At 65.0% G+C, this 24,437-nt stretch carries 20 protein-coding genes and 1 pseudogene; 11 read left to right on the top strand and 10 right to left on the bottom strand.

What is annotated here, in order from left to right; genetic code table 11:
- Window positions 1–26: 26 nt before the first annotated feature.
- The 6 genes from DM373_RS10930 to DM373_RS10905 form a co-directional block, all read right to left on the bottom strand.
- Window positions 27–3,611: an ATP-binding protein gene (locus DM373_RS10930; protein WP_244215057.1), complete on the bottom strand. Its 3,585-nt coding sequence runs from the start codon at window positions 3,609–3,611 to the stop codon at window positions 27–29.
- 58 nt (window positions 3,612–3,669) lie between these two features.
- The gene (locus DM373_RS10925) at window positions 3,670–4,290 is read right to left on the bottom strand and encodes a response regulator transcription factor (RefSeq protein WP_110993578.1); all 621 of its coding nucleotides are present in this window, start codon (window positions 4,288–4,290) and stop codon (window positions 3,670–3,672) included.
- Between the two features lie 279 nt (window positions 4,291–4,569).
- A complete protein-coding gene (locus tag DM373_RS10920; protein WP_110993577.1) occupies window positions 4,570–5,901 on the bottom strand; it encodes a deoxyguanosinetriphosphate triphosphohydrolase in 1,332 nt (443 codons plus the stop codon).
- A 73-nt stretch (window positions 5,902–5,974) separates the two neighbouring features.
- Window positions 5,975–6,304, bottom strand: coding sequence for a hypothetical protein (locus DM373_RS10915; RefSeq protein WP_110993576.1), 330 nt, complete (start codon window positions 6,302–6,304; stop codon window positions 5,975–5,977).
- Window positions 6,301–6,675: a phage holin family protein gene (locus DM373_RS10910; protein ID WP_110993575.1), complete on the bottom strand. Its 375-nt coding sequence runs from the start codon at window positions 6,673–6,675 to the stop codon at window positions 6,301–6,303. Before DM373_RS10910 ends, DM373_RS10915 begins: the two co-directional genes overlap by 4 nt.
- A 9-nt stretch (window positions 6,676–6,684) precedes the next feature.
- A complete protein-coding gene (locus tag DM373_RS10905) occupies window positions 6,685–6,996 on the bottom strand; it encodes an ElaB/YgaM/YqjD family protein (RefSeq protein WP_110993574.1) in 312 nt (103 codons plus the stop codon).
- 303 nt (window positions 6,997–7,299) lie between these two features.
- Here DM373_RS10905 and DM373_RS10900 point away from each other — a divergent pair, with 303 nt between their 5' ends.
- From DM373_RS10900 to DM373_RS10885, 4 genes are all read left to right on the top strand, one after another.
- Complete coding sequence (locus DM373_RS10900; RefSeq protein WP_110993603.1) at window positions 7,300–8,508, top strand: ammonium transporter; 1,209 nt, start codon at window positions 7,300–7,302, stop codon at window positions 8,506–8,508.
- Between the two features lie 74 nt (window positions 8,509–8,582).
- The gene (locus DM373_RS10895) at window positions 8,583–8,819 is read left to right on the top strand and encodes a glutaredoxin family protein (protein ID WP_110993573.1); all 237 of its coding nucleotides are present in this window, start codon (window positions 8,583–8,585) and stop codon (window positions 8,817–8,819) included.
- 67 nt (window positions 8,820–8,886) lie between these two features.
- Window positions 8,887–9,216: a transcriptional regulator gene (locus DM373_RS10890; RefSeq protein WP_110993572.1), complete on the top strand. Its 330-nt coding sequence runs from the start codon at window positions 8,887–8,889 to the stop codon at window positions 9,214–9,216.
- 30 nt (window positions 9,217–9,246) lie between these two features.
- Entirely contained in the window at window positions 9,247–10,131 is an 885-nt protein-coding gene (locus DM373_RS10885) for a pseudouridine synthase (protein WP_110993571.1), read from the top strand.
- A 91-nt stretch (window positions 10,132–10,222) separates the two neighbouring features.
- Here the strand turns inward: DM373_RS10885 and DM373_RS10880 are convergent, their stop codons facing one another.
- The 3 genes from DM373_RS10880 to acnA form a co-directional block, all read right to left on the bottom strand.
- Entirely contained in the window at window positions 10,223–11,788 is a 1,566-nt protein-coding gene (locus DM373_RS10880; RefSeq protein WP_110993570.1) for a methyl-accepting chemotaxis protein, read from the bottom strand.
- A 199-nt stretch (window positions 11,789–11,987) separates the two neighbouring features.
- Complete coding sequence (locus DM373_RS10875; protein WP_110993569.1) at window positions 11,988–12,764, bottom strand: CPBP family intramembrane glutamic endopeptidase; 777 nt, start codon at window positions 12,762–12,764, stop codon at window positions 11,988–11,990.
- Window positions 12,765–12,861: 97 nt separating this feature from the next.
- Complete coding sequence (gene acnA / locus DM373_RS10870; RefSeq protein WP_110993568.1) at window positions 12,862–15,603, bottom strand: aconitate hydratase AcnA; 2,742 nt, start codon at window positions 15,601–15,603, stop codon at window positions 12,862–12,864.
- A gap of 250 nt (window positions 15,604–15,853) precedes the next feature.
- Here acnA and rlmM point away from each other — a divergent pair, with 250 nt between their 5' ends.
- From rlmM to pdxB, 3 genes are all read left to right on the top strand, one after another.
- Window positions 15,854–16,918, top strand: coding sequence for a 23S rRNA (cytidine(2498)-2'-O)-methyltransferase RlmM (rlmM, locus tag DM373_RS10865; RefSeq protein ID WP_110993567.1), 1,065 nt, complete (start codon window positions 15,854–15,856; stop codon window positions 16,916–16,918).
- Window positions 16,919–17,142: 224 nt separating this feature from the next.
- On the top strand, window positions 17,143–17,385 hold the full coding sequence (gene tusA, locus DM373_RS10855; protein ID WP_110993565.1) for a sulfurtransferase TusA: 243 nt from the start codon (window positions 17,143–17,145) through the stop codon (window positions 17,383–17,385).
- Between the two features lie 47 nt (window positions 17,386–17,432).
- Entirely contained in the window at window positions 17,433–18,575 is a 1,143-nt protein-coding gene (gene pdxB, locus DM373_RS10850; RefSeq protein WP_110993564.1) for a 4-phosphoerythronate dehydrogenase PdxB, read from the top strand.
- Window positions 18,576–18,633: 58 nt separating this feature from the next.
- Here pdxB and DM373_RS28935 read toward each other — a convergent pair whose 3' ends face one another.
- Window positions 18,634–18,807 (bottom strand): PA1571 family protein, encoded by a 174-nt coding sequence (locus tag DM373_RS28935; protein WP_167409823.1) that lies wholly within the window; start codon window positions 18,805–18,807, stop codon window positions 18,634–18,636.
- 268 nt (window positions 18,808–19,075) lie between these two features.
- On the opposite strand from DM373_RS28935, the gene DM373_RS10845 reads away from it, so the two are divergent.
- The 4 genes and pseudogenes from DM373_RS10845 (at window position 19,076) to mqo (ending at window position 24,396) form a co-directional block, all read left to right on the top strand.
- The gene (locus tag DM373_RS10845) at window positions 19,076–20,839 is read left to right on the top strand and encodes an ABC transporter transmembrane domain-containing protein (protein ID WP_110993602.1); all 1,764 of its coding nucleotides are present in this window, start codon (window positions 19,076–19,078) and stop codon (window positions 20,837–20,839) included.
- A 191-nt stretch (window positions 20,840–21,030) separates the two neighbouring features.
- A pseudogene (locus DM373_RS29630) lies at window positions 21,031–21,714 on the top strand (methyl-accepting chemotaxis protein); the annotation flags it as partial.
- Window positions 21,715–21,879: 165 nt separating this feature from the next.
- Window positions 21,880–22,647 carry a methyl-accepting chemotaxis protein gene (locus DM373_RS29625; RefSeq protein ID WP_371923647.1) on the top strand — a complete coding sequence of 256 codons (768 nt, stop codon included), beginning with the start codon at window positions 21,880–21,882 and terminating at the stop codon, window positions 22,645–22,647.
- 165 nt (window positions 22,648–22,812) lie between these two features.
- The gene (mqo, locus tag DM373_RS10835; RefSeq protein WP_110993562.1) at window positions 22,813–24,396 is read left to right on the top strand and encodes a malate dehydrogenase (quinone); all 1,584 of its coding nucleotides are present in this window, start codon (window positions 22,813–22,815) and stop codon (window positions 24,394–24,396) included.
- Window positions 24,397–24,437: the final 41 nt, after the last annotated feature.

The following is a 24,437-nucleotide window of genomic DNA, read 5'->3' as shown; positions in this document are numbered from 1 at the left end:
GCGGCGGTGCCCGAGCGGGCGCCGCCTCACCTTGGCTCGGCCTGGCGGTCCAATTGCCGGGCCAGGGCTTTCTCCACACGGCGCATGTGCCGTGCCAGTGCCTGACGGTACAGCTTCATCTCGGCCAGGGGCAACCCAGGCTCCCCCAGTAGTTCACACGCCTGAATCAATGACCTGGCATCCAGCATTCGCGCCGCGCTGAGGATCTTGTGCGCCTGCGCGACAAGCGCATCGGCGTCCTGTTGCGGGTCGATGGTCATCAGGATGCCCAGGTCCTGCTGCAGGCTCAGGTGCAAGGTGCTGAGGATACGGTCGCGGTCACTGGCGCTGTCGCCGACAATGGCGCTCAGGCCCTGCAGGTGGAAGCGATGACCGCACTCGTCGCAGCCCTCCTTGCACGGCCGGGTGTTGCGGGCAATGGCCGCCAGCCGCTGGCCGAGCACCTGCAAGCCGATGGGTTTGAGCAGGCAGTCGTCCATCCCTGCATCGAGGCACTGCTGGCGCACTTCGGGCTGGGCGTTGGCGGTATAGCCCACCAGGGTGCAGCGTGGCCTGCCGTGCAGGCGTTCCTCCGTGCGCACGGTCCTGGCCAGTTCGTAGCCGTTCATCTGCGGCATGTTGCAGTCGACGATGAGTACGTCGAAACAGCCTTCGCGCCATTTGCGCAATCCTTCGCGACCATCGCGGGCGCTCTCCTGGCGCAAGCCCAGGTAGTTCAACTGTTGTGCTATCAGCAACAGGTTGGCCGGGTGATCGTCGATCACCAGGATCCTCAATCGTGCATCCGGGCGTTCGATGTCGCTCGCGTCCTGGGGCCTCGACTCGACCGGGGCAACGCACTGCAAGGGCATGCGCAGCCTGACCCGTGTACCTACGCCATGCAGGCTCTGCAGGGTCAGTTCGCCGCCCATCATCGCGCACAGGCTTCGGCTTATCACCAGCCCGAGGCCGGTGCCGGCCCGAGCGCCGTCGCTGTAGGGGTTGGCCTGCACGAAGGGGGTGAACAGCTGCTCGAGTTCCTGCTCGTGGATGCCGATGCCGGTGTCGCGGACTTCCATGTCGAGGGTCTGGGTCAGTGGCTCGCCACTGCTGCACAGTTTGACGCTGATGCTCACCTGGCCCTGTTCGGTGAACTTGATCGCGTTGCTCACCAGGTTCGACAGCACCTGTTTGAACCGCAGCGGGTCGAGCAGCGCATGGCAGCGCGCTTCGGCAGCGATCACCACTTCGAGCGCCAGGCCTTTGTGTCGGGCGAGCCCGTCGAATACACGTCCGACGGACTCGACCAACGTTGCCAGGTCCACCGGCTCGGGGGCCAGAGACAAATGGCCCGACTCGATCCGGGCGATGTCGAGGATATCGCCGATCAACCCCAGCAGGTCCCTGGCCGAGTGATGGGCAATCTCCAGGGCCGGGCGGTCCAGCTGGCCCTGTTCGGCGCGCCGTGAGGCGAGTTCGAGCATGCCGATCAGGGCGTTCATCGGGGTGCGGATTTCGTGGCTGATGGTGGCGAGGAATGTGCTCTTGGCGCGGTTGGCGTCATCGGCCTGTTGCTTGGCCAGGCGCAGGTCCTGGACCAGGTTGCGGCGTTCGCTGATGTCGATCCAGCCGCCGATGATGCCCTGCATTTCCCCCAGCGAATCGCGGTAGGGGAGGATCCAGTGGTAGATGGTCAGGTCCTTTTCCCTCAGCCGCAGAGGGCGATCGAGGATCAAGGGCTTGCCTTGCTCCATCACGCGTCGGTAATCGTCCTGGATCTGCCGGGTGTAGTCGCAGTCGCTGAAGCGGGTGTCCTGCAGGCGCTTGCCGATGACCTGCTCGAGGCTGGCGCCGACCGCTTGCAGGTAGCTGTCGTTGCAACTTTGCAGGCGCCCTTCGCGGTCACGCACGTACATGGGGTGTGGCGTGCCATTGAGCAAGGCGCCCATGAACTCCAGCTGGTCGTTGAGCGCCCGCTCGGCGCGTTGACGCTGTTTGATCTGGCGGCGCAGCCGGGCATTCCACACCAGTGCCAGCACCAGCAGCACACCGATGACCGCGACCACCTGCAGGATCACCCTGCGGTAATTGCGCCAATAGGCGTCGTCGGCCGCGCCGTGATCCCGCCAGCGACTGTTGATCACCCCCAGCTCCTCCGGAGTGATGCTCAGCAGCGCCTTGTCGAGGATCGAAGCCAGTTCGCTGGCCTGGGGCAGGGTGGCCAGCGAGAAGGTCGCAGGCTCGGTGCCGACGGTGGTGCGTATCACCAGGCCGTTGTTGCTGGCCAGCATATGGTTGGCGTCGATCAGTGTGGCGATCGCGGCATCCACCGCGCCGCTGCCCAGCAAGGCCAGGGAGTAATAGGTGCTGTCGGTGGCTACCTGATGAATCAATGGATACTTGGCATTGAGCAGTGCGGCCACGCTGCTGTCGCGGGGTACCGCAACCCGCTTGCCCTTGAGCTGCTTCAGGTTGGCAGGCTGGTGATTGCCGTCGCGGCTGACCAGTACGTAGGCGCTTTGCAGGTAGGGCCTGCTCAGTTGCAGCGGGTTGCCTGGGCGGGTGTCGGTGGAGAGCGTGGCGATGATGTCGGTGCGACCGGACTCAAGCTGGTCGATCATGTCGCCATCGCCGCTGGCGCGACCAATGTCGAAGCGCAAGCCGGTGCGCAGGCGGATGAGTTCGAGCAGGTCGGCGACGATGCCGCGCAGCCGGCCATTGCCGTCGAGGAAGGTCAGCGGCGCTGCGGTGTCGTTGACCACCACCCGCATCACTGGGTGCTCGCGCAGCCAGTTCTCTTCCCGTGGCGACAGCTGCAGCTTGCGATCAGTCAACAGGCTGCCGCTGCTGGCACTCCAGCGCTTGAAGATATCGTTGCGGGTGGCGCTCGACTGGGCGTCGAGGGCGGCGTTGACCAGGGCCAGCAGCATCGGGTCGTCGTCACGCATGGCAAAGCTGAAGCCCACGGCCTCATGCTTGCCGAAATTGGCCATGCGCAGGCGCGGCAGGTGCCCCTGACTGATCAGGTAGTGGGTGGAGACCGTGTCGCCGATGAACACGTCGGCCTGCTCGAAGGCCACGGCGTTGAGCGCCTGGGTGGAGGACTCGAAGGTCAGCAGCTCGGCCTTGGGGTAGTTGGCACGGATCTCTTCGGGCGGCAGGTAGTGATAGAGCATGCTCAGGCGCATGCCGTCCAGGCCGGTGTCCAGGGCGCGGGTTTCGTCCTCCCGGGTTACCAGTACCGGTTGGTCGATGGCGTAGGGGCGTGACAGCGCCAGCCCCTGGGTGGTGACTTCATAGCCATTGGCACTACCGAGCAGATCAATGCGCCCGCTCTTGAGCGCCGCGACTGCCGCTGGCCGGCTGGGAAAGCGTTGCACCCGCACCGGCAGGCCCAGGGCATTGCCGATCAGGCCTGCGTAGTCGGCGGTCAAGCCTTGGTACTCGCGCCCTCCACTGGCGATGTCGAACGGCGGGTAGTCAGGTGCGGAAGTGCCGAGTACCAGTTCATGGCGGGTGGCCAGCCAGTTGCGTTGCTCCAGGGTCAGGGCGGGGTGGATCGACGTCGGTGCCGAGCGGCTGAGCAGGGCGTAGCGCCTGCCTTCGTCGATGTTCGCGCAGACAGTCGGCATGGGGGCGCCCAGGCTCAGGCAAAGCAGCGATATACCGAGGTACTTCCACATCACGACCTCAGACCAGCGCGTTGCGTTTGGCGACGTCGATCAGCTCGACCAAGGTGCTGGCCTGCAACTTGTGCATAAGGCGTTTCTTGTAGGTGCTGACCGTCTTGTTGCTGAGAAACATGCCCTTGGCGATTTCCTTGTTGCTACGGCCCTGGGCGAAGAGTTGCAGCACCATCAGTTCGCGGTCATTGACCTGGCGGAACAACTCCAGTTCCTTGTTGCAGTTCTTTTGCGCAGCGTTGAGTGCCTGGCTGGGGAAGTAGTTGTAGCCGGACAATACCGCCTTGATGGCGCTGAGCAGTTCACCCAGGTCTTCTTGCTTGCAAACGTAGCCCGCGGCGCCAGAGTGCATGCAGCGAATCGCGAAGAGTGCGGGTGATTGTGCGGTCAGTACCAGGACTTTGAGCGGAATGGCCATGGACTGGAAGCGTGACAGCATCTCAAGGCCGTCGAGCTTGGGGATGCTGATGTCGAGGATGACCAGGTCGGGTCGGTATTCGCGAATCATCTGCATGGCATCGACACCATTGTCAGATTCGCCCAAGACGTTGTAACCCTGGTTCTCCAGCAACATCCGGATAGCCAGGCGGATAACGGGATGATCGTCGACGATAAAGATTGTTTGCATATTCAACATTCCATGCGGCGAGGCGAAAGCAGTCGGCACATTAGCTCAGTTGAATGGTGGCGGGCAGGGATGCTCAGGCTAATTTATGTATATAGGAAATTCCTTACGGCGAGAGCGTGTGTGTGCTACGAAGAATGTGGACTTTTAGGCGGATTGATTGATTTGCAAGGTTTAATTGGCTGTCTTGGGAATTAATGTTTGATGTTTATAGTGTTTGTGGGAAGAGTCTTACAAGTTTGGCGGTGAAGGTAATATCCACGCTACCGTCACCGCCCTGGCTCAAGTTGGGCTGGTGCGCCCGGTCATCTCGCAGGCCATTTCACTGGCATAGCTGTCGGTCATGCCGGCGATGAAATCGATCATGCGCAGGAAGGCGCCATGCAGCGAGCCATGTGGATTGGGCGCGTTATTGCCGATCAGGTCCAGCACGCGGCGGCTCTTGAACGACGGCGTACGCCCGCCATGTTGCTCCAGCGCCGCGCCGCAGAAGGTATTGAGGAGGATTTCCAGAGTGGTGTAGGCGCCGATTTCATGCAGGGTCTTGCGCTTGTCCTGGAAGATCTTCTTGCGTGCCATGTCCTTGGCCTGCAGCACGCAGCGCTGGGCCGGGCCATGCATGTGCTCGACCAGATCGCCGGGCAGGCGGCCGGCGAGCAGGGCGCTCTGCTGTTCGACGAAGGCTTGCGCGGCGGCGTTGGTCAGGTGCTCGATGGCTTTGCCGCGCAGGATTGCCAGCTTGCGCCGGCGGGATTCGTTGGGGCCGAGCTGACGGTAGGTTTCCGGCAGGTCGTCACCGACCAGGTCGAGCAGCAGCGCTTCGACTTCGGCGTACTGCAGCAGGTCCATCTCCAGGCCGTCTTCGAGGTCGATCAGGGCGTAGCAGATATCGTCGGCGGCCTCCATCAGGTAGACCAGCGGGTGCCGGGCCCAGCGTTGGTGTTCGAGCTGCGGCAGGCCCAGCTTGCCGGCGATCTGCTCGAGCAGGGGCAGCTCGCTCTGGTAGCAACCGAACTTGTGCTTCTTGTAGCCTTGGGCGTCGGCATGGCGCGAAGTCCAGGGGTACTTGAGGTAGGTGCCCAGCGTTGCGTAGGTCAGGCGCGTGCCACCGTCGAACTGGTGGTATTCGAGCTGGGTCAGCACGCGAAAGCCTTGCGCGTTGCCCTCGAAGTTGAGGAAGTCGGCGCGTTGGTCGTCGCTCATGTCGTCCAGCCAGCCGCGCCCGGCGGCCTGCTGGAACCAGTGGCGAATGGCGTCTTCGCCGGAGTGGCCGAAGGGCGGGTTGCCGATGTCGTGGGCCAGGCAGGCCGACTGCACGATCATCCCCAGGTCGCTGGGCTCGCACCAGTCGGGCAGGGCGCCGCGCAGGGTTTCGCCAACGCGCATGCCCAGTGAGCGGCCAACGCAGCTGACTTCCAGCGAATGGGTGAGGCGGGTGTGGATATGATCGTTGCTGGTGACCGGATGTACCTGGGTCTTGCGCCCCAGGCGGCGGAAGGCGCCGGAAAAGATGATGCGGTCGTGGTCCTTGTGGAAGGGGCTGCGGCCGAGCTCTTCAGGGCTGTAGAGGGCTTTGCCCAGGCGTTCGCGGGTCAGCAGGGTGTGCCAGTCCAAGGCTCGATCTCCGGTCGTTGAATCGGCATAGCTTCCTGCGTCTGGCGCGCCCTGGCAAGGGCGCGCACGACGTTCAGGGGCGGCGACCGCTGCTCAGGAACAGGCGGATCAGCGGTGCCAGGCTGGTGCCCAGTTGCAGCAGGCGGCTGATGTTGCCGCTGCGCACGCCTTTGCCAGTGAGAAAACCCAGCGCGACGATAGCGCCCAGGCCCCACAGCGAGCCGTGCTTGACCCCCAGGCCCTCGCCGAACGCGTTGCCCATGCCGCGCAGGCGGCGAGCCGGTTCGAGCAGCTGGGTGGTTTCGTGGCTGATCTGCTGGCGGTGCATCTCCATGCGCAGGCGCAGCAGCGCCTTGCGCAGCTCACGCGGGTTTCGAGTGTCGGGCATTTCGGGCAGGTTCATGGCAGCAGGCGCTCCCGGTCCTTGGCCAGCTCTTCGAGCGTGGCGCTGAACGGCGAGGACTCATCGAACACCGCCGCTTTCAGGCGCAGGCCGCAGTACAGCGCGGCGATGCCGTAGAACAGGCACAGGCCGATGATCCCGGCCAGTCGATAGCTGTCCCACAGCAGCACCAGTACCAGCCCGGACAGGGCGGTGAGCAGCAGCAGGGCGAACACCAGCGCCAGGCCGGCGAACAGCAGCAGGCGCAGGGTGCGGCCCTTCTGCTCCTGCAGCTCGATGCCGAACAGCTCGATGTGGCTGTGCAACAGGCCCAGCATCGCGGCGCCCAGGCGCCTGCCGGACGCACCGGCGCCGATGGCGTCGTTGTCCATGGCGGCTCCTCAGCGCTTGGCCAGCAGGCCGATCAGCAGGCCGACGCCGGCCGCGATACCGATGGCCTGCCAAGGGTTCTCCTGCACGTATTGCTCGGCGCTGCCCAGGGCCGCCTGGCCGCGCTGGCGTACCGAGTCCTGGGTGAGCTGCAGGGTTTCGCGGGCCTGGGCCAGGCGCTCGTGGATCTGTTCGCGCAGCTCGTCGGCCTGGTCGCCGGCCAGGTTGGCGGTGTCGGCGAGCAGTTTCTCGGTGTCGCGGACCAAGGCCTGGAAGTCAGCCATCAGTATGTCTTGAGCAGTCTTTGCCGATTTGCTGGCCATATGGGCCTCTCCCTGTGGATGTGTGTGGCTATTTCGAGTGATGGCGGGCGCCGAAGGTTCAGCACGATGTGCTGGTACAGCGCTTGCTTATGTACGAGGCGTGCTCACAAGCGTGCGCGCCGTAACCGTGCACCCGCCCTGCGGATGACGCTAAACCTTAACCCAATCCACGACAAACCCAAGAAAAAACCACGCAGGCGTTCACCCACTCACAGAAGCGGGGCAGGCGCCTGGCACCGATTCGGTGCAGGGATGCCGGTTCTTGAACTGTCCTGGTGCCTTTTTTTGCAGGCCTGCCTCTACATGGAAAACATGCACAGCGCGATGGACTCCCTGGTCCATGGCTCCAACACCCTGTTCATCCTCATGGGCGCCATCCTGGTGCTGGCCATGCACGCCGGCTTCGCTTTTCTCGAAGTCGGTACCGTGCGCCACAAGAACCAGGTCAACGCCCTGTCGAAGATCCTCAGCGACTTCGCCATCTCGGCGCTGGCGTACTTCTTCATCGGCTACTGGATCGCCTACGGCGTGACCTTTTTCCAGCCCGCGGCAGTGCTGGCCAACGATCATGGCTATGCGCTGGTCAAGTGCTTCTTCCTGCTGACATTCGCTGCGGCAATCCCGGCGATCATCTCCGGCGGCATCGCCGAGCGTGCGCGGTTCGTCCCGCAACTGTGCGCCACGGCGCTGATCGTGGCGTTCATCTACCCCTTCTTCGAAGGTGTGGTGTGGAATGGCAACTTCGGCTGGCAGGCCTGGCTGCAGGCCCGCTTCGGTGCACCCTTCCATGACTTTGCCGGCTCCGTGGTGGTGCATGCCATGGGCGGCTGGCTGGCGCTGGCGGCGGTGATCCTGCTGGGGGCGCGCCGTGGCCGTTATCGCGATGGCCGGCTGGTGGCGTTCGCGCCGTCGAGCATTCCGTTCCTGGCGCTGGGCTCGTGGATCCTGATCATCGGCTGGTTCGGCTTCAACGTGATGAGCGCACAGACCCTGCAAGGGGTGAGCGGCCTGGTGGCGATCAACTCGCTGATGGCCATGGTCGGCGGCACCGTGTCGGCGCTGGTGGCTGGGCGCAACGACCCCGGCTTCCTGCATAACGGCCCGCTGGCAGGGTTGGTGGCGGTCTGCGCCGGTTCCGACCTGATGCACCCGATCGGCGCGCTGGCCACCGGCCTCGTCGCAGGTGGCCTGTTCGTCTGGTGCTTCACCGCGGCGCAGAACCGTTGGAAGATCGACGATGTGCTCGGTGTCTGGCCGCTGCACGGTGTGTGTGGGGTGTGGGGCGGCATCGCCTGTGGCGTGTTCGGCCAGGCGGCGCTGGGTGGCCTGGGTGGCGTGAGCCTGGTCAGCCAGTTGCTTGGCAGCTTCGCCGGTGTGCTGGTAGCACTGGTCGGCGGTTTTGCCGTATACGGCCTGATCAAGGCGGTACACGGCCTGCGCCTGAGCCACGAACAGGAGTTCCAGGGCGCCGACCTGTCGCTGCACCGCATTGGCGCCACCAGCCAGGATTGATCCGGCGCAGGTGCGCGATGGCAAGCACGGACCTAGAATAAGCATCCCTTAACTGCGATTTCCGGGTTTGCCCCATGCTCCCTGAATGCCAGCTGTTCGGCACCCTCGGGTGCCACCTGTGTGAAGTGGCCGAGGCCATGTTGATGCCGTTCGTCGAGCATGGCTTGCTGGTCGAGCTGGTCGATATTGCCGACGACGAGGTGCTGTTCGAGCGCTACAGCCTGACCATCCCGGTATTGCGCCGCTGTGATAGCGGGGCCGAGCTGAACTGGCCCTTCGATGCCGAGCAGGTGGTGGCTTTCCTGCGCTGAGCCGCGCATTGACGACGGCGTGGCCCGCTCCGTATGCTGTATATAAATACAGTATCGAGGTGAAGCCATGCTCAATGTCGAGCAACTCAAGTACAGCATCAACCACATGGCCCCGGAGCGTGTGTGCGACGCCGTGCTGGAACTGCGCCTCGACGGCATCGTCACCGATGAGCAGACGCCGTTCGGCAAGGTCCATTTCAATACCTGTTTCGCCGAGATCGAGGCATTGTTCCAGCGCGCCGGCTTTCACCGGCCGCTGGACGTGGTTGGCTACCAGGGCCTGAGCTACGCCTTGTTCGACCCCGGGCGCTGGGATGCGGTGCAGGTGCTGCGTTGGCTCAAGGCGCGCTGCGAGCCGGCCGGCGAGGCTGGTTGCGCCGCGCAGGCTGGGGGATAATGCCCGGCTCCCGATCAGCAGAGCCCGACGATGACCACGCCTTTCAACCCCGCCCACCTGCAAGCCAGCACGGTATGCCTGCCGCCCGGGCGCTGGGTGACAGTGCTCGATTGCCTGTGCGATCACTTCAAGGGCATCGACCGCGAGCAATGGCTGGACCGTTTCGCCCGGGGCCGGGTGCTGGATGCACAAGGCCAGGCGATTGCCGCCGACCTTGCCTACCGCCAGGGCATGCGCCTGCATTACTTTCGTGAAGTACCCAACGAGAAGCCGATCCCGGTACAGGAGCAGATCCTGCACATGGACGAGCATCTGGTGGTGGCGGACAAGCCGCATTTCCTGCCGGTGACGCCCACTGGCGAGTATGTCGAGCAGACCCTGCTGCGCCGCTTGATCCGTCGGCTGGACAACCCGCACCTGGTGCCCCTGCACCGCATCGACCGCCACACCGCAGGGCTGGTGTTGTTCTCGGCCAACCCGCAAACCCGGGGTGCCTATCAGCGGCTGTTCCCCGAGCGGCGCATCGACAAGCACTACCAGGCCATCGCCGCTGCCATGCCGCAGCATGATTTCCCGTTGGTGCACTGCAGCCGCCTGGTGCATGGCGAGCCGTTCTTCCGCATGCATGAAGTGCAAGGGGCCGATAACAGCGAAACCCATGCCTGTGTACTGGAAAAGAACGGTGGGCTGTGGCGCTATGGCTTGTCGCCGGTGACCGGCAAGACCCATCAGTTGCGGGTGCACATGGCGGCGCTGGGGGCTGGGATCTGCAACGACCCGTTCTATCCGCAACTGGTCGATGAACAGGATGACTATGAGCGGCCATTGAAGCTGCTGGCGCAGAGCCTGCGTTTCGAGGATCCGTTGACGGGGCAGGAGAGGTATTTCGAGAGTCGGTTGACGCTCGACTGGTAAAAGCATCGCGGGGCAAGCCCGCTCCCACAGGTCTGGCATTCTGCACAGCACTTGTGGGAGCGGGCTTGCCCCGCGATGGTTCGTTCAGGCTTTAGCGGTTGAAGCGCTCCACCAACGAGTACTGCGTGCCGGCGGTGCTGGTCAGCTCTTCGCTGAGCAGCGCCGAGCGCTGGGCCTGGCCGGCAGTCTGGTCGGCCAGGTCGGCAATGGTGCTGATGTTGCGGCTGATCTCTTCGGCCACCGCGGTCTGCTCTTCGGTGGCGGCGGCGATCTGGGTGGCCATGTCGGTGATGTTGGCGACCGCTTCGCTGATGCCCACCAGCGCCTGGTCGGCTTGCATGACCCGCTCGACGCCTTCCTGGGCCTGGCGGTGGCCGGTCTCCATGGTCTGCACCGCGTTGTTGGCGGTCTGTTGCAGCTTGGCGATCAGGCCGTGAATCTGCCCGGTGGACTCGGCGGTGCGCTGGGCCAGCTGGCGAACCTCGTCGGCAACCACGGCGAAACCGCGGCCCATCTCACCGGCACGGGCTGCTTCGATGGCGGCGTTGAGCGCCAGCAGGTTGGTCTGGTCGGCAATGCCCTTGATCACATCGACCACGCCACCGATCTCGTCGCTGTCCTTGGCCAGTTGCGTCACGGTCAGGCCCGTCTCGCCCACGGCAGCCGACAAGCGCTCGATGGCGTCACGGGTTTCGCCGGCAATGTTGCGGCCCTGGCTGGTCAGGCGGTTGGCTTCCTGGGTGGCATCGGCGGTGCGCTGAACGTGGTTGGCCACTTCCTGGGTAGTGGCGGCCATCTGGTTGACGGCGGCGGCCACCTGCTCGGTTTCCACGCGCTGGCGCTCCAGGCCCGACGAGCTCTGGTGGGCGAGGGTGTCGGACTGGCGGGCCTGGTCGCTGAGCTGTTCGGCGCTGTCCTGCAGGCGGGTCAGGCAGGTCTTCATCCGTGCGTCCTGGCTGAGCATGGCCATTTCCAGGCGCGCCTGGACGCCGCGGCTGTCGGTGTACATCTGCGCGATCAGCGGGTCGGACGTGCTCTGTTCGGCCAGGCGCAGCAGGCGCTTGAGGCCGCGCTGCTGCCAGCTCAGGCCGAGCAGGCCCAGCGGGACCGACAGGCCGGCGGCCAGGGCGAAGCCCCAGGAGTGGCCGAGCCAGTTGCCGATCAGGAAGCCGACCTGGCTGATCAGGATGAACGGCAGCCAGTCCTGCAGCACCGGCAGCCACTGGTCGCGGCGCGGGATCGCAGACTTGCCCTGGTTGATGCGCTGGTACAGGCCTTCGGCGCGGCGGATCTGCTCGGCGGTGGGTTTGACCCGCACCGACTCATAGCCAACCACCTGGTTCTTCTCGAAGACAGGGGTGACGTAGGCGTTGACCCAATAGTGGTCGCCGGATTTGCAGCGGTTCTTGACGATGCCCATCCATGGCAGGCCTTGCTTGAGGGTCTGCCACATGTGGGCAAACACCGCAGGCGGCACGTCGGGGTGACGCACCAGGTTGTGCGCCGCGCCCATGAGTTCCTCGCGAGAGAAACCGCTGATCTCGACGAAGGCATCGTTGCAGTAGGTGATCACGCCTTTGGCATTGGTCGTGGAGATCAACCGCTGTTGGGCAGGGAAAGTCCGTTCTCTCTGGGTAATCGGCTGGTTGTTACGCATTGGCTGTTCAATCCGCAAGGCTTTCGACAGGTATCGGCAAGCCGCTGGTTTTATTGAATGAATATTTAACCTGCATTGATCTGGCGCAACGGATGAACACTGCGATTGTGGTTTAAACCCGCGCGTTCGCGTCCGTTGCCGTCAATATTGCAGCTTTATTTATGGTTTATGACGATCAGGTCGGATCATGACCGATTGCTTAGCCAAGTGCCAGCATCGGATAGCTCAAGCCCGCGAAGTGCGCCAGGTTGACGCAGGCATGGCAGGCCACCGCTGCAAGCAGGCCGCCATGGCGGTACGCCAGGCCGTAACCCACCCCTGCCAAGGTCGCCAGGTAGAACCACTGCCAGCCGCCCCCCAGGTGAGCCAGGCCGAACAGCAGCGCCGCTGCCAGCAACGCCAGGCCTTCATGCCTGAACAGACGTTGCAGGCCGCCCTGGATGTAACCGCGAAACAGCAGTTCTTCGGTCAGGCTGACCAGCAGCAGGTTGTTCAACAGCCACAGCCAGGCCTGGTCCGGCCATTTAGGCGCCCAGGCCACCAGCCCCAGGGCCCAGGCACCGCCCAGGCAGGCGAGCAGGGTCAGCGGCAGGATGGCGAGCAGGCTCAGCGCCAGCCCGCGCCCGCGCAACACCACCAGCCACGGGCAGGCCAGCAGCAACCACAGGCCGATTAGCGGCTTGTCCAGGTTCAGGTACATCGAGAACGGCAGCGCGCCTTGGCTGAACACGGCCTTGTCGATGACCTTGGCGCCATTGAAGCCCGGCAGCCAATGCAGGGCCAGTGAAGCGGCCATGCCGATGAACAGCAGGTGGCCGAGGGTCTGTTGCCAGCGCACCCTGCGCCGTACCAGCAGGGCGGTGCACAGCAGGGCGAGCAGGCTGGGCAGGGCAGCCAGGCCGAGGCTGCCGTGGGTCAGTGCAAAGCAGTAGCCGAGGGCCAGCAGGCCCAGCGCGATCCAGTGGGGCAACGACATGCAAAATCCTTGTGGCAGCGAGTGCGGAACTGCTTCGACTGAGCTCGCGCCCTTCAGGACACCTGATCAGGGGCCAATAAATGGCCCCTGGCCATGATCACCCGGCAATCAGCTGCCGCAGCACATAGTGCAGGATGCCCCCCGACTTGAAGTATTCCACCTCATTGAGCGTGTCGATCCGGCACAGCACCTCGATCTCCTTCTGCTGGCCGTCCTCGCGGGTAATACGCACTGGCAGGCTCATCCCCGGGCGGATCTGCGCGTTACTCAGCCCTAGCACATCGATGCGCTCCTTGCCGGTCAGCCCCAGGCGCTTGCGGTCGTCACCGGCCTTGAACTGCAGTGGCAACACGCCCATGCCCACCAGGTTGGAGCGGTGGATACGCTCGAAGCTTTCCGCCAGCACGGCCTTGACCCCCAACAGGTTGGTGCCCTTGGCCGCCCAGTCGCGACTGGAGCCGGTGCCGTATTCCTGCCCGGCGATCACCACCAGTGGCGTACCTTCCTGCTGGTAGCGCATGGCGGCGTCATAGATCGACAGCTTTTCGCCGCTCGGCACATGCAGTGTGTTGCCGCCTTCCTCACCGCCGAGCATTTCGTTGCGGATGCGAATATTGGCGAACGTGCCGCGCATCATCACTTCGTGATTGCCGCGGCGCGAGCCATAGGAGTTGAAGTCGCGCGGTTCCACACCCTTGGCGCGCAGGTAGCGCCCGGCGGGGCTTTCGGCCTTGATGTTGCCGGCCGGAGAAATGTGGTCGGTGGTCACCGAGTCGCCGAGCAGGGCGAGGATGCGAGCCCCTTGCACATCGGTGATCTGCGGCAGCGGGCCACCAATGTCGTCGAAGAACGGCGGGTGCTGGATATAGGTGGAATCGTCCTGCCAGACATAGGTGGCCGCCTGCGGTACCTCGATGGCCTGCCACTGGGCGTCACCGGCGAACACTTCGGCGTATTCCTTGTGGAACATGCGCGTGTCGACGTTGCTGACCGCTGCGGCAATCTCCTGCTGGCTGGGCCAGATATCGCGCAGATAGACCGGCTGGCCGTCCTTGCCGGTGCCCAGGGCATCCTGGCTCAGGTCCACGCGCACGCTGCCGGCCAGGGCGTAGGCCACCACCAGCGGTGGCGAGGCCAGCCAGTTGGTTTTCACCAGCGGATGCACCCGGCCCTCGAAGTTGCGGTTGCCCGACAGCACCGAGGCGACCGTCAGGTCGGCACTGCCGATGGCGTGTTCGATGGCCTCGTCAAGCGGCCCGGAGTTGCCGATGCAGGTGGTGCAGCCATAGCCCACCAGGTCGAAGCCCAGCTGGTCCAGGTAAGGGGTCAGGCCGGCTGCCTTGTAGTAGTCGGTGACCACCTTGGAGCCGGGGGCCAGCGAACTCTTGACCCAGGGCTTGCGTTGCAGGCCCTTTTCCACGGCTTTTTTCGCCACCAGCCCAGCCGCCATCATCACGCTCGGGTTGGAGGTGTTGGTGCACGAGGTGATGGCGGCGATCACCACCGCGCCGTCACGCAGGGTGTGGGTCTGGCCGGCATGGCTGTAGTCGATCTCGCCGGCCTGGTCGGCATTGCCCACGGCCACGCCGCCACCGCCTTCGCTTTCCAGGCGCCCGACATCCTTGGCCAGTGGCTTGGGCTGCAGCTCGATGAACTGGTCGAAGGCCTGGCGAACCTGGTTCAGGGCTACCCGGTCCTGCGGGCGCTTGGGGCCGGCCAGGCTGGCTTCAACCTCATGCATGTCCAGCGCCAGGCTGTCGCTGAACAGCGGTTCCTGGCCGGGCAGACGCCACAGGCCCTGGGCCTTGCAATAGGCCTCGACCAGTTGCACCGCCTGCTCCGGGCGGCCCGACAGGCGCAGGTAGTCGAGGGTTACCTGGTCGACCGGGAAGAAACCGCAGGTGGCGCCGTATTCCGGGGCCATGTTGGCGATAGTGGCGCGGTCGGCCAGCGGCAGGTCGGCCAGGCCGTCGCCGTAGAACTCGACGAATTTGCCCACCACACCTTTCTTGCGCAGCATCTGCGTCACGGTCAGCACCAGGTCGGTGGCGGTGATGCCCTCGCGCAGCTTGCCGGTGAGCTTGAAGCCGATCACCTCGGGGATCAGCATCGACACCGGCTGGCCGAGCATGGCCGCCTCGGCCTCGATGCCGCCCACGCCCCAGCCGAGCACGCCCAGGCCGTTGATCATGGTGGTGTGCGAGTCGGTGCCGACCAGGGTGTCGGGGAAGGCGTAGGTGCGCCCGTCCTCGTCGCGGGTCCAGACCGTGCGCCCGAGGTATTCCAGGTTGACCTGGTGGCAGATGCCGGTGCCCGGCGGCACCACGCGGAAGTTGTCGAAGGCGTTCTGGCCCCAGCGCAGGAACGCGTAGCGCTCGCCATTGCGCTGCATCTCGATGTCGACGTTCTGGGCGAAGGCGGCGGGGCTGGCGTAGCGGTCGACCATCACCGAGTGGTCGATCACCAGGTCCACCGGCGACAGCGGGTTGATGCGCTGCGGGTCGCCACCGGCCTTGTGCATGGCCGCGCGCATGGCAGCCAGGTCGACCACGGCCGGTACGCCGGTGAAGTCCTGCATCAGTACCCGCGCCGGGCGGTACTGGATTTCGCGGTCCGAGCGGCGATCCTTGAGCCACTCGGCCAAGGCACGCAGATCGTCGCCGGTGACGGTCTTGCCGTCCTCCCAGCGCAGCAGGTTCTCCAGCAGCACTTTCAGCGACATCGGCAGGTGTTGCAGGTCGCCCAGCTGGCGGGCGGCTTCGGCGAGGCTGAAGTAGTGGTAGGTGTGGTCGGCCACCTTCAGCGACTTGAGGGTTTTCAGGCTATCGAGCGAGGGCATTGACAACTCCTTGTGCTCCGGTGCCCGGCGACTGCCAAAGGATCGCCAGTGTCACCGCTGTGGATCGGTCCGCACGGCACGGACCTGGCTGAACAGTCAGGTTAGCCCCGTTTGCCGGGCCTGACCCTTTTCTGGACCGGTGGGGCGTGTCGCGGGTTCCGATCTTCCTTTATCATTCGCCGCCCGGCCGTACCTTGCGTTGCGCCGGATCAAGGCTGGCGCCGCCTGCGCCAGTGATGTGGAGTTAGAGATGAATACCCTGTTCATGCATTGCCGGCCCGGCTTCGAGGGCGAGGTCTGCGCTGAAATCAGCGAACACGCCGCCCACCTGGGCGTGGCCGGCTATGCCAAAGGCAAGCCAAACAGCGCCTGCGCCGAATTCGTCTGCAGCGAGCCCGACGGTGCCGCGCGGCTGATGCGTGAAATGCGTTTCGACCAGCTGATCTTCCCGCGCCAGTGGGCGCGTGGCAGCTACATCGAGTTGCCCGAGACCGACCGTATCAGCGTGCTGCTCGAGCACCTGGCCGAGCTGCCGGTATTCGGCAGCCTGTGGCTGGAGGTGCTCGACACCAACGACGGCAAGGAGCTGTCGACCTTCTGCCGCAAGTTCGAAGTGCCGCTGCGCAAGGCACTGGAGAAGGCCGGGCGGCTGGTCGACGACGCGCAGCGTCCGCGCCTGTTGTTGACCTTCATCAGTGGCCGGCGGGTATTTCTGGGCCAGGCCGAAGCGGGTAACCAGGCGCTGTGGCCAATGGGCATCCCGCGCCTGAAGTTCCCACGGGAAGCGCCCAGCCGTTCGACCCTCAAGCTGGAAGAAGCCTGGCACCAGTTCATCCCGCGCGAGCAGTGGGACCAGCGCCTGAACGACGACATGACCGGTGTCGACCTGGGGGCTGCGCCCGGCGGCTGGACCTACCAGCTGGTCAAGCGCGGCATGCTGGTCACCGCCATCGACAACGGGCCGATGGCCGAGAGCCTGATGGACACCGGGCTGGTCACGCACCTGATGGCCGACGGCTTTACCTGGAAGCCGAAACAGACCGTGGACTGGATGGTCTGCGACATCGTCGAGAAGCCGGCGCGCACCGCGTCACTGATCGAGACCTGGCTGGGCGAGGGGCTGTGCCGCGAGGCGGTGGTCAACCTCAAGCTGCCGATGAAGCAGCGTCACGCCGAGGTGCGCAAGTTGCTCGACCGCATCGAGGAAGGCTTCAAGGCGCGCAAGGTCAAGGTGTCGATCGCCTGCAAGCAGCTGTACCACGACCGCGAGGAAGTGACCTGCCACCTGCGCCGGCTGGACCTGAAACCGCGTTGAACGGGCTTGCACGGCCACTGTAGGAGCGGCCTTGTGTCGCGAAAGGGCTGCAGAGCAGCCCCGGCGATTACTGCTTTTACGCTGAAATCCTGGGGCCGCGTTGCGGCCCTTTCGCGACACAAGGCCGCTCCTACAGGGAGCTGCGGTTCGCCGCTGCGACCTGCCAGCCCCTTGGAGCCCATCGACGGATACGCCACAATGACGATCATTTCGCGGAGCCTTTCATGACCGATTTCACCCCCGACGCCATCCTCGACGCCACCGGCCTGAACTGCCCGGAGCCGGTGATGATGTTGCACCAGCACGTGCGCAACCTGGCCGCCGGCGGCCTGCTCAAGGTGATCGCCACCGACCCCTCGACCCGCCGCGACATCCCCAAGTTCTGCAACTTCCTCGGCCACGAACTGGTAGGCCAGCAGGAAGAGGCCGGCACCTACCTGTACTGGATCCGCAAGAAGGCCGACTGAGGCCGGCGCGATCAGGCTACACTGCGCTCCCCTGACAGGAGAGCGCCATGCTGATAGTTGCCGACGAAAACATCCCGCTGCTCGATGCCTTCTTTGCCGGTTTCGGCGAGATTCGCCGCTACCCCGGCCGGGCCATCGATGCCGCCTGCGTGAAGGACGCCGACGTGCTGCTGGTGCGCTCGGTGACCCGCGTCGACCGGCAACTGCTCGAAGGCAGCAAGGTGCGCTTCGTGGGCACCTGCACCATCGGTACCGATCACCTCGCCCTCGATTACTTCGCTGAAGCGGGCATCCACTGGAGCAGCGCCCCGGGTTGCAACGCCCGTGGCGTGGTCGACTATGTGCTGGGCAGCCTGCTGACCCTGGCCGAACTCGAGGGCGTCGAGCTGGGCAAGCGGGTTTATGGCGTGGTCGGTGCCGGCGAAGTCGGCGGGCGTCTGGTGCGCGTACTGCATGGCCTGGGCTGGAAGGTGCTGGTGTGCGACCCGCTGCGCCAGGCCAGCGAGGGGGGCGATTTCGTCGACCTTGCGACCATCGTCGAGCAGTGCGACGTGATCAGCCTGCACACGCCGCTGCAGCGCGGTGGCGAACACCCGACCTGGCACCTGCTCGATGAGTCGCTCCTGGCGCGCCTGCGCCCCGGCGCCTGGCTGATCAATGCCAGCCGTGGCCCGGTGGTGGACAATGCCGCGCTGCGTGAGCTGCTGCTGGATCGCGAAGACCTGCACGCGGTGCTCGACGTGTGGGAAGGCGAGCCGCAGGTGGACCTGCAACTGGCCGACCTGTGCACCCTGGCCACCCCGCATATCGCCGGCTACAGCCTGGACGGCAAGCAGCGCGGCACGGCGCAGATCTACCAGGCGTTCTGCCGTGTGCAGGGTGAAATCGAGCAGGTACGGCTGGCAGACCTGCTGCCAGCACCTGCGCTGGCGCAGATCGAGCTGGATGCTGGCGCCGAGCCGGCCTGGGCCCTGGCCACCCTGTGCCGGGCGGTGTACGACCCGCGCCGTGACGATGCCGATTTCCGTCGCAGCCTGAGCGACGACCCCGCCGAGCAGCGTGCGGCCTTCGACCTGCTGCGCAAGCAGTATCCGGTGCGGCGTGAGATCGAAGGCTTGGCGGTGCGCCTGCGGGGCGAGGCGCCGCAGCTGGCGCAGGTGGTAAGTGCGTTGGGCGCGGTGCTGGTTTGACCGCTTGACCTGCAAATAAAAACCCGGCGCAGGCGCCGGGTTCGAAGGAATTCTTGTTTTAGTCTTTGCCGACTTTCTTGACCCGGCTTTCTTCCAGGTCCTTGCAGGCTTTCTGGATCATCTGCTCGGTGATCGGGATCTCGCGGCCCTGGCCATCGATGATCGAACCGCACACTTGAGGTTGCGGATGCTTCGGGGTCTTGGGCGTCTCGTTGCCGTGCTGCAAGCTCATGTCCTGTCTCCTCTTCAGGTTCAAGCTCAAACGTACCGCTTTGCCATGACTGGCCTGTGACAGCTGGCGGGGCATGACAGGACCAGTCCAACAGAAAGCGTGGCAAAGCTCCAGCGGCACCTTAGAACGAAAGGTCATAGGCAGGGCATAAGGCTTTTTCGCCCCACGCCGTCCGATACCTCCGATGTGATGCCCCTGCGGCTGGAGCAGTTCCTGCAAGGTGGACCAGTGGTAGGCTTGGCCCATCTTCCTGCCGAACATGCCCGCCATGCCTGAACCGATCTCTTCGCGCCAACGTCGTGCCCTGCACCTGGGCTGGCAGTTCCTGCGCCCTTACCGCCGTCAGGCCCTGCTGGCCTTGTTGGCGCTGGTGGTCACCGCCGGCATCACCCTGTCCATGGGGCAGGGCATTCGCCTGCTGGTGGACCAGGGCTTCATGACGGGGTCGATGCACCAGCTCAACCAGACCATCGGCCTGTTCCTGCTGTTGGTGCTGGCCCTGGCCGTGGGGACTTTCGCCCGCTTCTACCTGGTGTCGTGGATCGGTGAACGCTGCGTCGCCGACATCCGCCGGGCGGTGTTCGATCATCTGCTGGGGCTGCATCCGGGGTTCTTCGAGGACAACCGCAGCTCGGAGATCCAGTCGCGGCTGACCGCCGACACCACGTTGTTGCAGTCGGTGATCGGCTCGTCCTTGTCGATGTTCCTGCGCAATGCCCTGATGGTGGTGGGTGGGGTGATTCTGCTGTTCGTCACCAACCCCAAGCTCACCAGCATCGTGGTGTTGGCCTTGCCGCTGGTGCTGGCGCCGATCCTGTTGTTCGGCCGGCGGGTGCGCAGCCTGTCGCGGCAAAGCCAGGACCGGGTCGCCGATGTCGGCAGCTACGTCGCCGAGAGCCTCGGCCAGATCAAGACCGTGCAGGCCTACAACCACGAAGCCCGTGACCGCGCGCTGTTCGCCGACACCGTGGAAGCGGCGTTCAGCGTGGCGCGACGGCGCATCGCCCAGCGTGCCTGGCTGATCACCCTGGTGATCGTGCTGGTGCTGGGGGCGGTGGGGGTGATGCTCTGGGTGGGTGGCATGGATGTGATCGCCGGGCGCATCTCCGGCGGCGAGCTGGCGGCCTTCGTGTTCTACAGCCTGATCGTCGGCAGTGCCTTCGGCACCTTGAGCGAGGTGATCGGCGAGCTGCAGCGGGCAGCGGGTGCTGCCGAGCGCATTGCCGAGTTGCTGGCGGCGCAGAGTGCGATCCTGGCGCCGCGCCAGGCCGTCGGCCTGGCAGGCGGGCGCGCCAGTGGTGCCATCGAGCTGCGCGAGGTGCGCTTCGCCTACCCGTCGCGCCCGGCGGTGGCCGCCATCGATGGCCTGAGCCTGCAGGTGCAGCCTGGCCAGACGGTCGCGTTGGTCGGGCCGTCGGGCGCCGGCAAGTCGACCCTGTTCGACCTGTTGCTGCGCTTCTACGACCCCCAGGGCGGCAGCATCCTGCTCGATGGCCAGCCGATCACCGGCCTGGAAGTGGCCGAGCTGCGCCGTCAGTTCGCCCTGGTGGCCCAGCAACCGGCGTTGTTCCGTGGCACGGTCGAGGCCAACATCCGTTATGGCCGCCCCGAGGCCAGCCAGGCCGAGGTCGAGGCGGCGGCGCGCAGCGCCCATGCCCACGAATTCATCGTCCAGTTGCCGCAGGGTTACCAGACCCGGCTGGGGGAGGGTGGCATTGGTTTGTCCGGCGGCCAGCGCCAGCGCTTGGCGATTGCCCGGGCACTGCTGGTGGATGCGCCGATCCTGCTGCTGGACGAGGCCACCAGCGCCCTCGATGCGCAGAGCGAGCACCTGATCCAGCAAGCGTTGCCGCAGTTGATGGCCGGGCGTACCACGCTGGTGATCGCCCATCGCCTGGCCACGGTGCAGCATGCCGACCGCATCGCGGTGATCGACCAGGGGCGTTTGGTGGCGGTAGGGACGCACCGCCAGTTGGTGGAAGAGAGCCCGCTGTATGCGCGCCTGGCGGCGCTGCAGTTCAACAATGGATGAGGCTGTCGCGAGCTTGTAACAATTCTGTAGCAATTGCCTGAGAGTATCTGGCTCAGCTGTTGCGTATGTGCTCGACCTGGCTGCTATCGATCGATGGCAGCTTTTTTTTGGCCTGCGAACGAGGACAAGGATGTCTTTAGTCGGCGGCGCTGTCGTGTCCGCTTCCTTACCTCCTTGTTCCGAGATCCACGATGTTGCGTAAATCCCTCAGAGTGCAAATTCTCACCCTGCTCGGCGGTAGCCTGGCGGCGATGTTGCTGATCGCCCTGGTGTGCTTCCAGTTCCTGTCTTCCAGCGTGCATGGCTATGCCCGGCTGGTAGACGGGCCCTTGCAGGCCTCGCAGTTGATCGATGAAGCTAACCTTCAGTTCAAGATCCAGGTGCAGGAGTGGAAGAACGTGCTGCTGCGCGGCCGCCAGCCGGCCGAGCTGGACAAGTACTGGCAGCAGTTCCAGGCCCGTGAGCAGCAGGTTCAGACCCTGCTCGGCCAACTGATCGACAGCAGCGATCCGGCGCTCAAGGCGCGCCTGGAGCAGCTCAAGGCCAGCCACCGGCAGTTGGGTGTGGCTTACCAGCAGGGCCGCCAGGCCTTCCTTGCCGCCGGCGGTGACCCGGTGGCCGGCGACATGGCGGTCAAGGGTGTGGACCGCGCCACCAGCGACCAGATGAGCGCGCTGGTCGAGCAGTTGCGCGGTGATGCCCGTGGCCGTGCGGCCGAAATCAATGCTGATGCCGAGCGCACCGTGTGGCTCGGCGTGCTGGTGATGCTGGCTTCGGCCGTGCTGGTCGGGCTGCTGAGCCTGTGGCTGATCAACCGCAGCCTGGTCGAGCCGATTCGCCAGTTGATCGACTATGTCGCCCAGCTCAGCCAGGGCCGCTTCGGCGCGCGGGTCGACAGCCGTCGCGAGGACGAGCTGGGGCGCCTGGCGCGTGCCGCCAATACCCTGCGCGATTTTCTCGCCGACACCGTCGGCCGCCTCAAGGACAATGCCGAAGAACTGGAGAGCGCCAGCGGCCAGCTGCGCAACATCGCCGGCGACATGGCCAGCGGCACCCATGACCAGTTTCAGCGTACCGACCAGGTCGCCACCGCCATGCACGAGATGTCCGCCACTGCCCAGGAAGTCGCGCGCCATGCCGCCGAGGCGGCCCGCGCGGCGGACGACGCCGACCACAGCGCCCAGGCCGGCGAGCAGGTGATGCAGCAGACCATCGATATCATTGGCCTGGTGAACCGCGAGATCGCCGGCACGGCTGCGGTGATTCGCCATCTGGAGAACGACAGCACGCGCATCGGCAAGGTGCTCGAGGTGATCCGTGGCATTGCCGAGCAGACCAACCTGTTGGCACTCAACGCGGCCATCGAGGCGGCGCGCGCGGGCGAGGCCGGGCGTGGCTTTGCCGTAGTGGCGGACGAGGTGCGCAGCCTGGCCCAGCGCACGGCGGCGTCGATCGCCGAAATCCACCAGATCATCGAAGCGGTGCAGTCGGGCGCGGTAGAGGCGGTCAAGGCCATCGAGAGTGGCCAGCAGCGCAGTGAGGAGGGCGCCGAACAGGTGCAGCAGGCCGGGCAGATGCTGCAGCGCATCACCCTGGCGGTGGAGGCGATCCGCGACATGAACCGGCAGATCGCCACGGCGGCCGAGGAGCAGACCAGCGTGGCCGAAGATATCTCGCGCAACCTGATCGAGATCACCCGTATCGCCACGGCCAACCAGCAGGCGGTGCAGCATACCGAGCAGGCCGGGCAGCGTTTGCATGGCTTGTCGGGGCAGTTGGGTGAGGTCACCTCGCGCCTGACCGCCTGAAGCCGCCATCGCGGGGGAAATCCGCCATCCGGGCGGGATCTTCCCCCTGCCTGTGGCGGTTTGTCGCCATGCGGCCTGGTGTCGCCCCCATGAACATTGGCTTGCAACCGGTTGGCACGCTCTTCGCTATCGAGGCCGCGCTTACACAACAACCGGAAAGATCCAATGAAGAAAATCCTGCTGACGCTCCTGTGCCTGAGCGTCATCGGTTGCTCCAAGCCTGCGGAGCCACAAAAGACCGTCGATGTCCTGCTGATCGGCGGCGGCATCATGAGCGCGAGCCTGGGGACCTACCTCACCGAGCTTGAGCCGGGCTGGAAGGTCGACGTCTACGAGCGCATGGACCAGGTCGCCGAAGAGAGCTCCAACGCCTGGAACAACGCCGGTACCGGCCACTCTGCCTTCTGCGAGCTGAACTACACCAGCGAAGGCAAGGACGGCAGCATCGACATCAGCAAGGCGGTCAACGTCAACGAGCAGTTCGAGGTGTCCAAGCAGTTCTGGGCCTACCAGGTCGAACAGGGCGTGCTGAGCAACCCACCGTCATTCATCAACAATGTGCCGCACATGAGCTTCGTCTGGGGTGAGGAGAACATCGCCTTCCTGCACAAGCGCGTGGCGGCGCTGCAGCACAGCCCGCTGTTCCGCGGCATGCAGATCTCCGAAGACCGCGAGCAGATCCGCCAGTGGGCACCGCTGGTAATGGAAGGGCGCGACCCGGGGCAGAAGGTCGCGGCCACGCGCATGGCCATCGGTACCGACGTGAACTTCGGCGAGATCACCCGCCAGCTGTTCGCATCGATGACCCGCAACCCCAATGTCCAGTTGCACCTGAGCCATGAGGTGCGCGACATCGTGCGCAATGAGGACGGCAGCTGGAACGTGGTGGTGGCCGACCTGGCCAACGGCGGCGCGCAGACCAGCGTCAAGGCCAAGTTCGTGTTCATCGGCGCCGGGGGCGGTGCGCTCAAGCTGCTGCAGAAATCCGGCATCCCGGAAGCCGACGGCTATGCCGGTTTCCCGGTGGGCGGCCAGTTCCTGATGACCGACAACCCCGACACGGTCGCCCGGCACCAGGCCAAGCTGTATGGCAAGGCGTCGGTCGGTGCGCCACCGATGTCGGTGCCGCACCTCGACACCCGGATGATCGATGGCAAGCAGGTCCTGCTGTTCGGCCCGTTCGCGACCTTCTCCACCAAGTACCTGAAACACGGCTCGCTGCTGGACATGTTCGCCTCGCTGACCAGCCACAACGTCAGCCCCATGCTGCATGCCGGTATCGACAACATCGACCTGAGCACCTACCTGATGGGCCAGCTGATGCTCAGCTTCGATGACCGCATGGCGGCCCTGCGCGAGTATTTCCCCAACGCCCGGAACGAGGACTGGACGCTGCTGCAGGCCGGCCAGCGGGTGCAGGTGATCAAGAAGGACCCTGTGCATGGCGGCATCCTGCAGTTCGGCACCGAAGTGGTGGCCGCCGAGGACGGCAGCATTGCCGCGCTGCTGGGCGCCTCGCCCGGCGCGTCGACCGCCGCGCCGATCATGCTGACGGTGCTGGAGAAGACCTTCAAGGACCGCATCAAGAGCCCTGAATGGCAGGCCAAGCTCAAAGCGATCGTGCCAACCTACGGCCAGAAGCTGAACAACGACCTGGCACTGACCAACAAGACTCGCGAATGGAGCAGTGCACGGCTGCAACTGCTGCATGTGCCGGTAATGCCGGAGACGGCGGTGTCGGCTCGATAATCGCCAATCGCGGGGCAAGTCCGCTCCCACACTGCCGAGGA

The sequence above is a fragment of the Pseudomonas sichuanensis genome, from assembly GCF_003231305.1.
Lineage (GTDB): Bacteria > Pseudomonadota > Gammaproteobacteria > Pseudomonadales > Pseudomonadaceae > Aquipseudomonas > Aquipseudomonas sichuanensis.
This window is presented reverse-complemented; position numbering and strand designations above follow the sequence as displayed.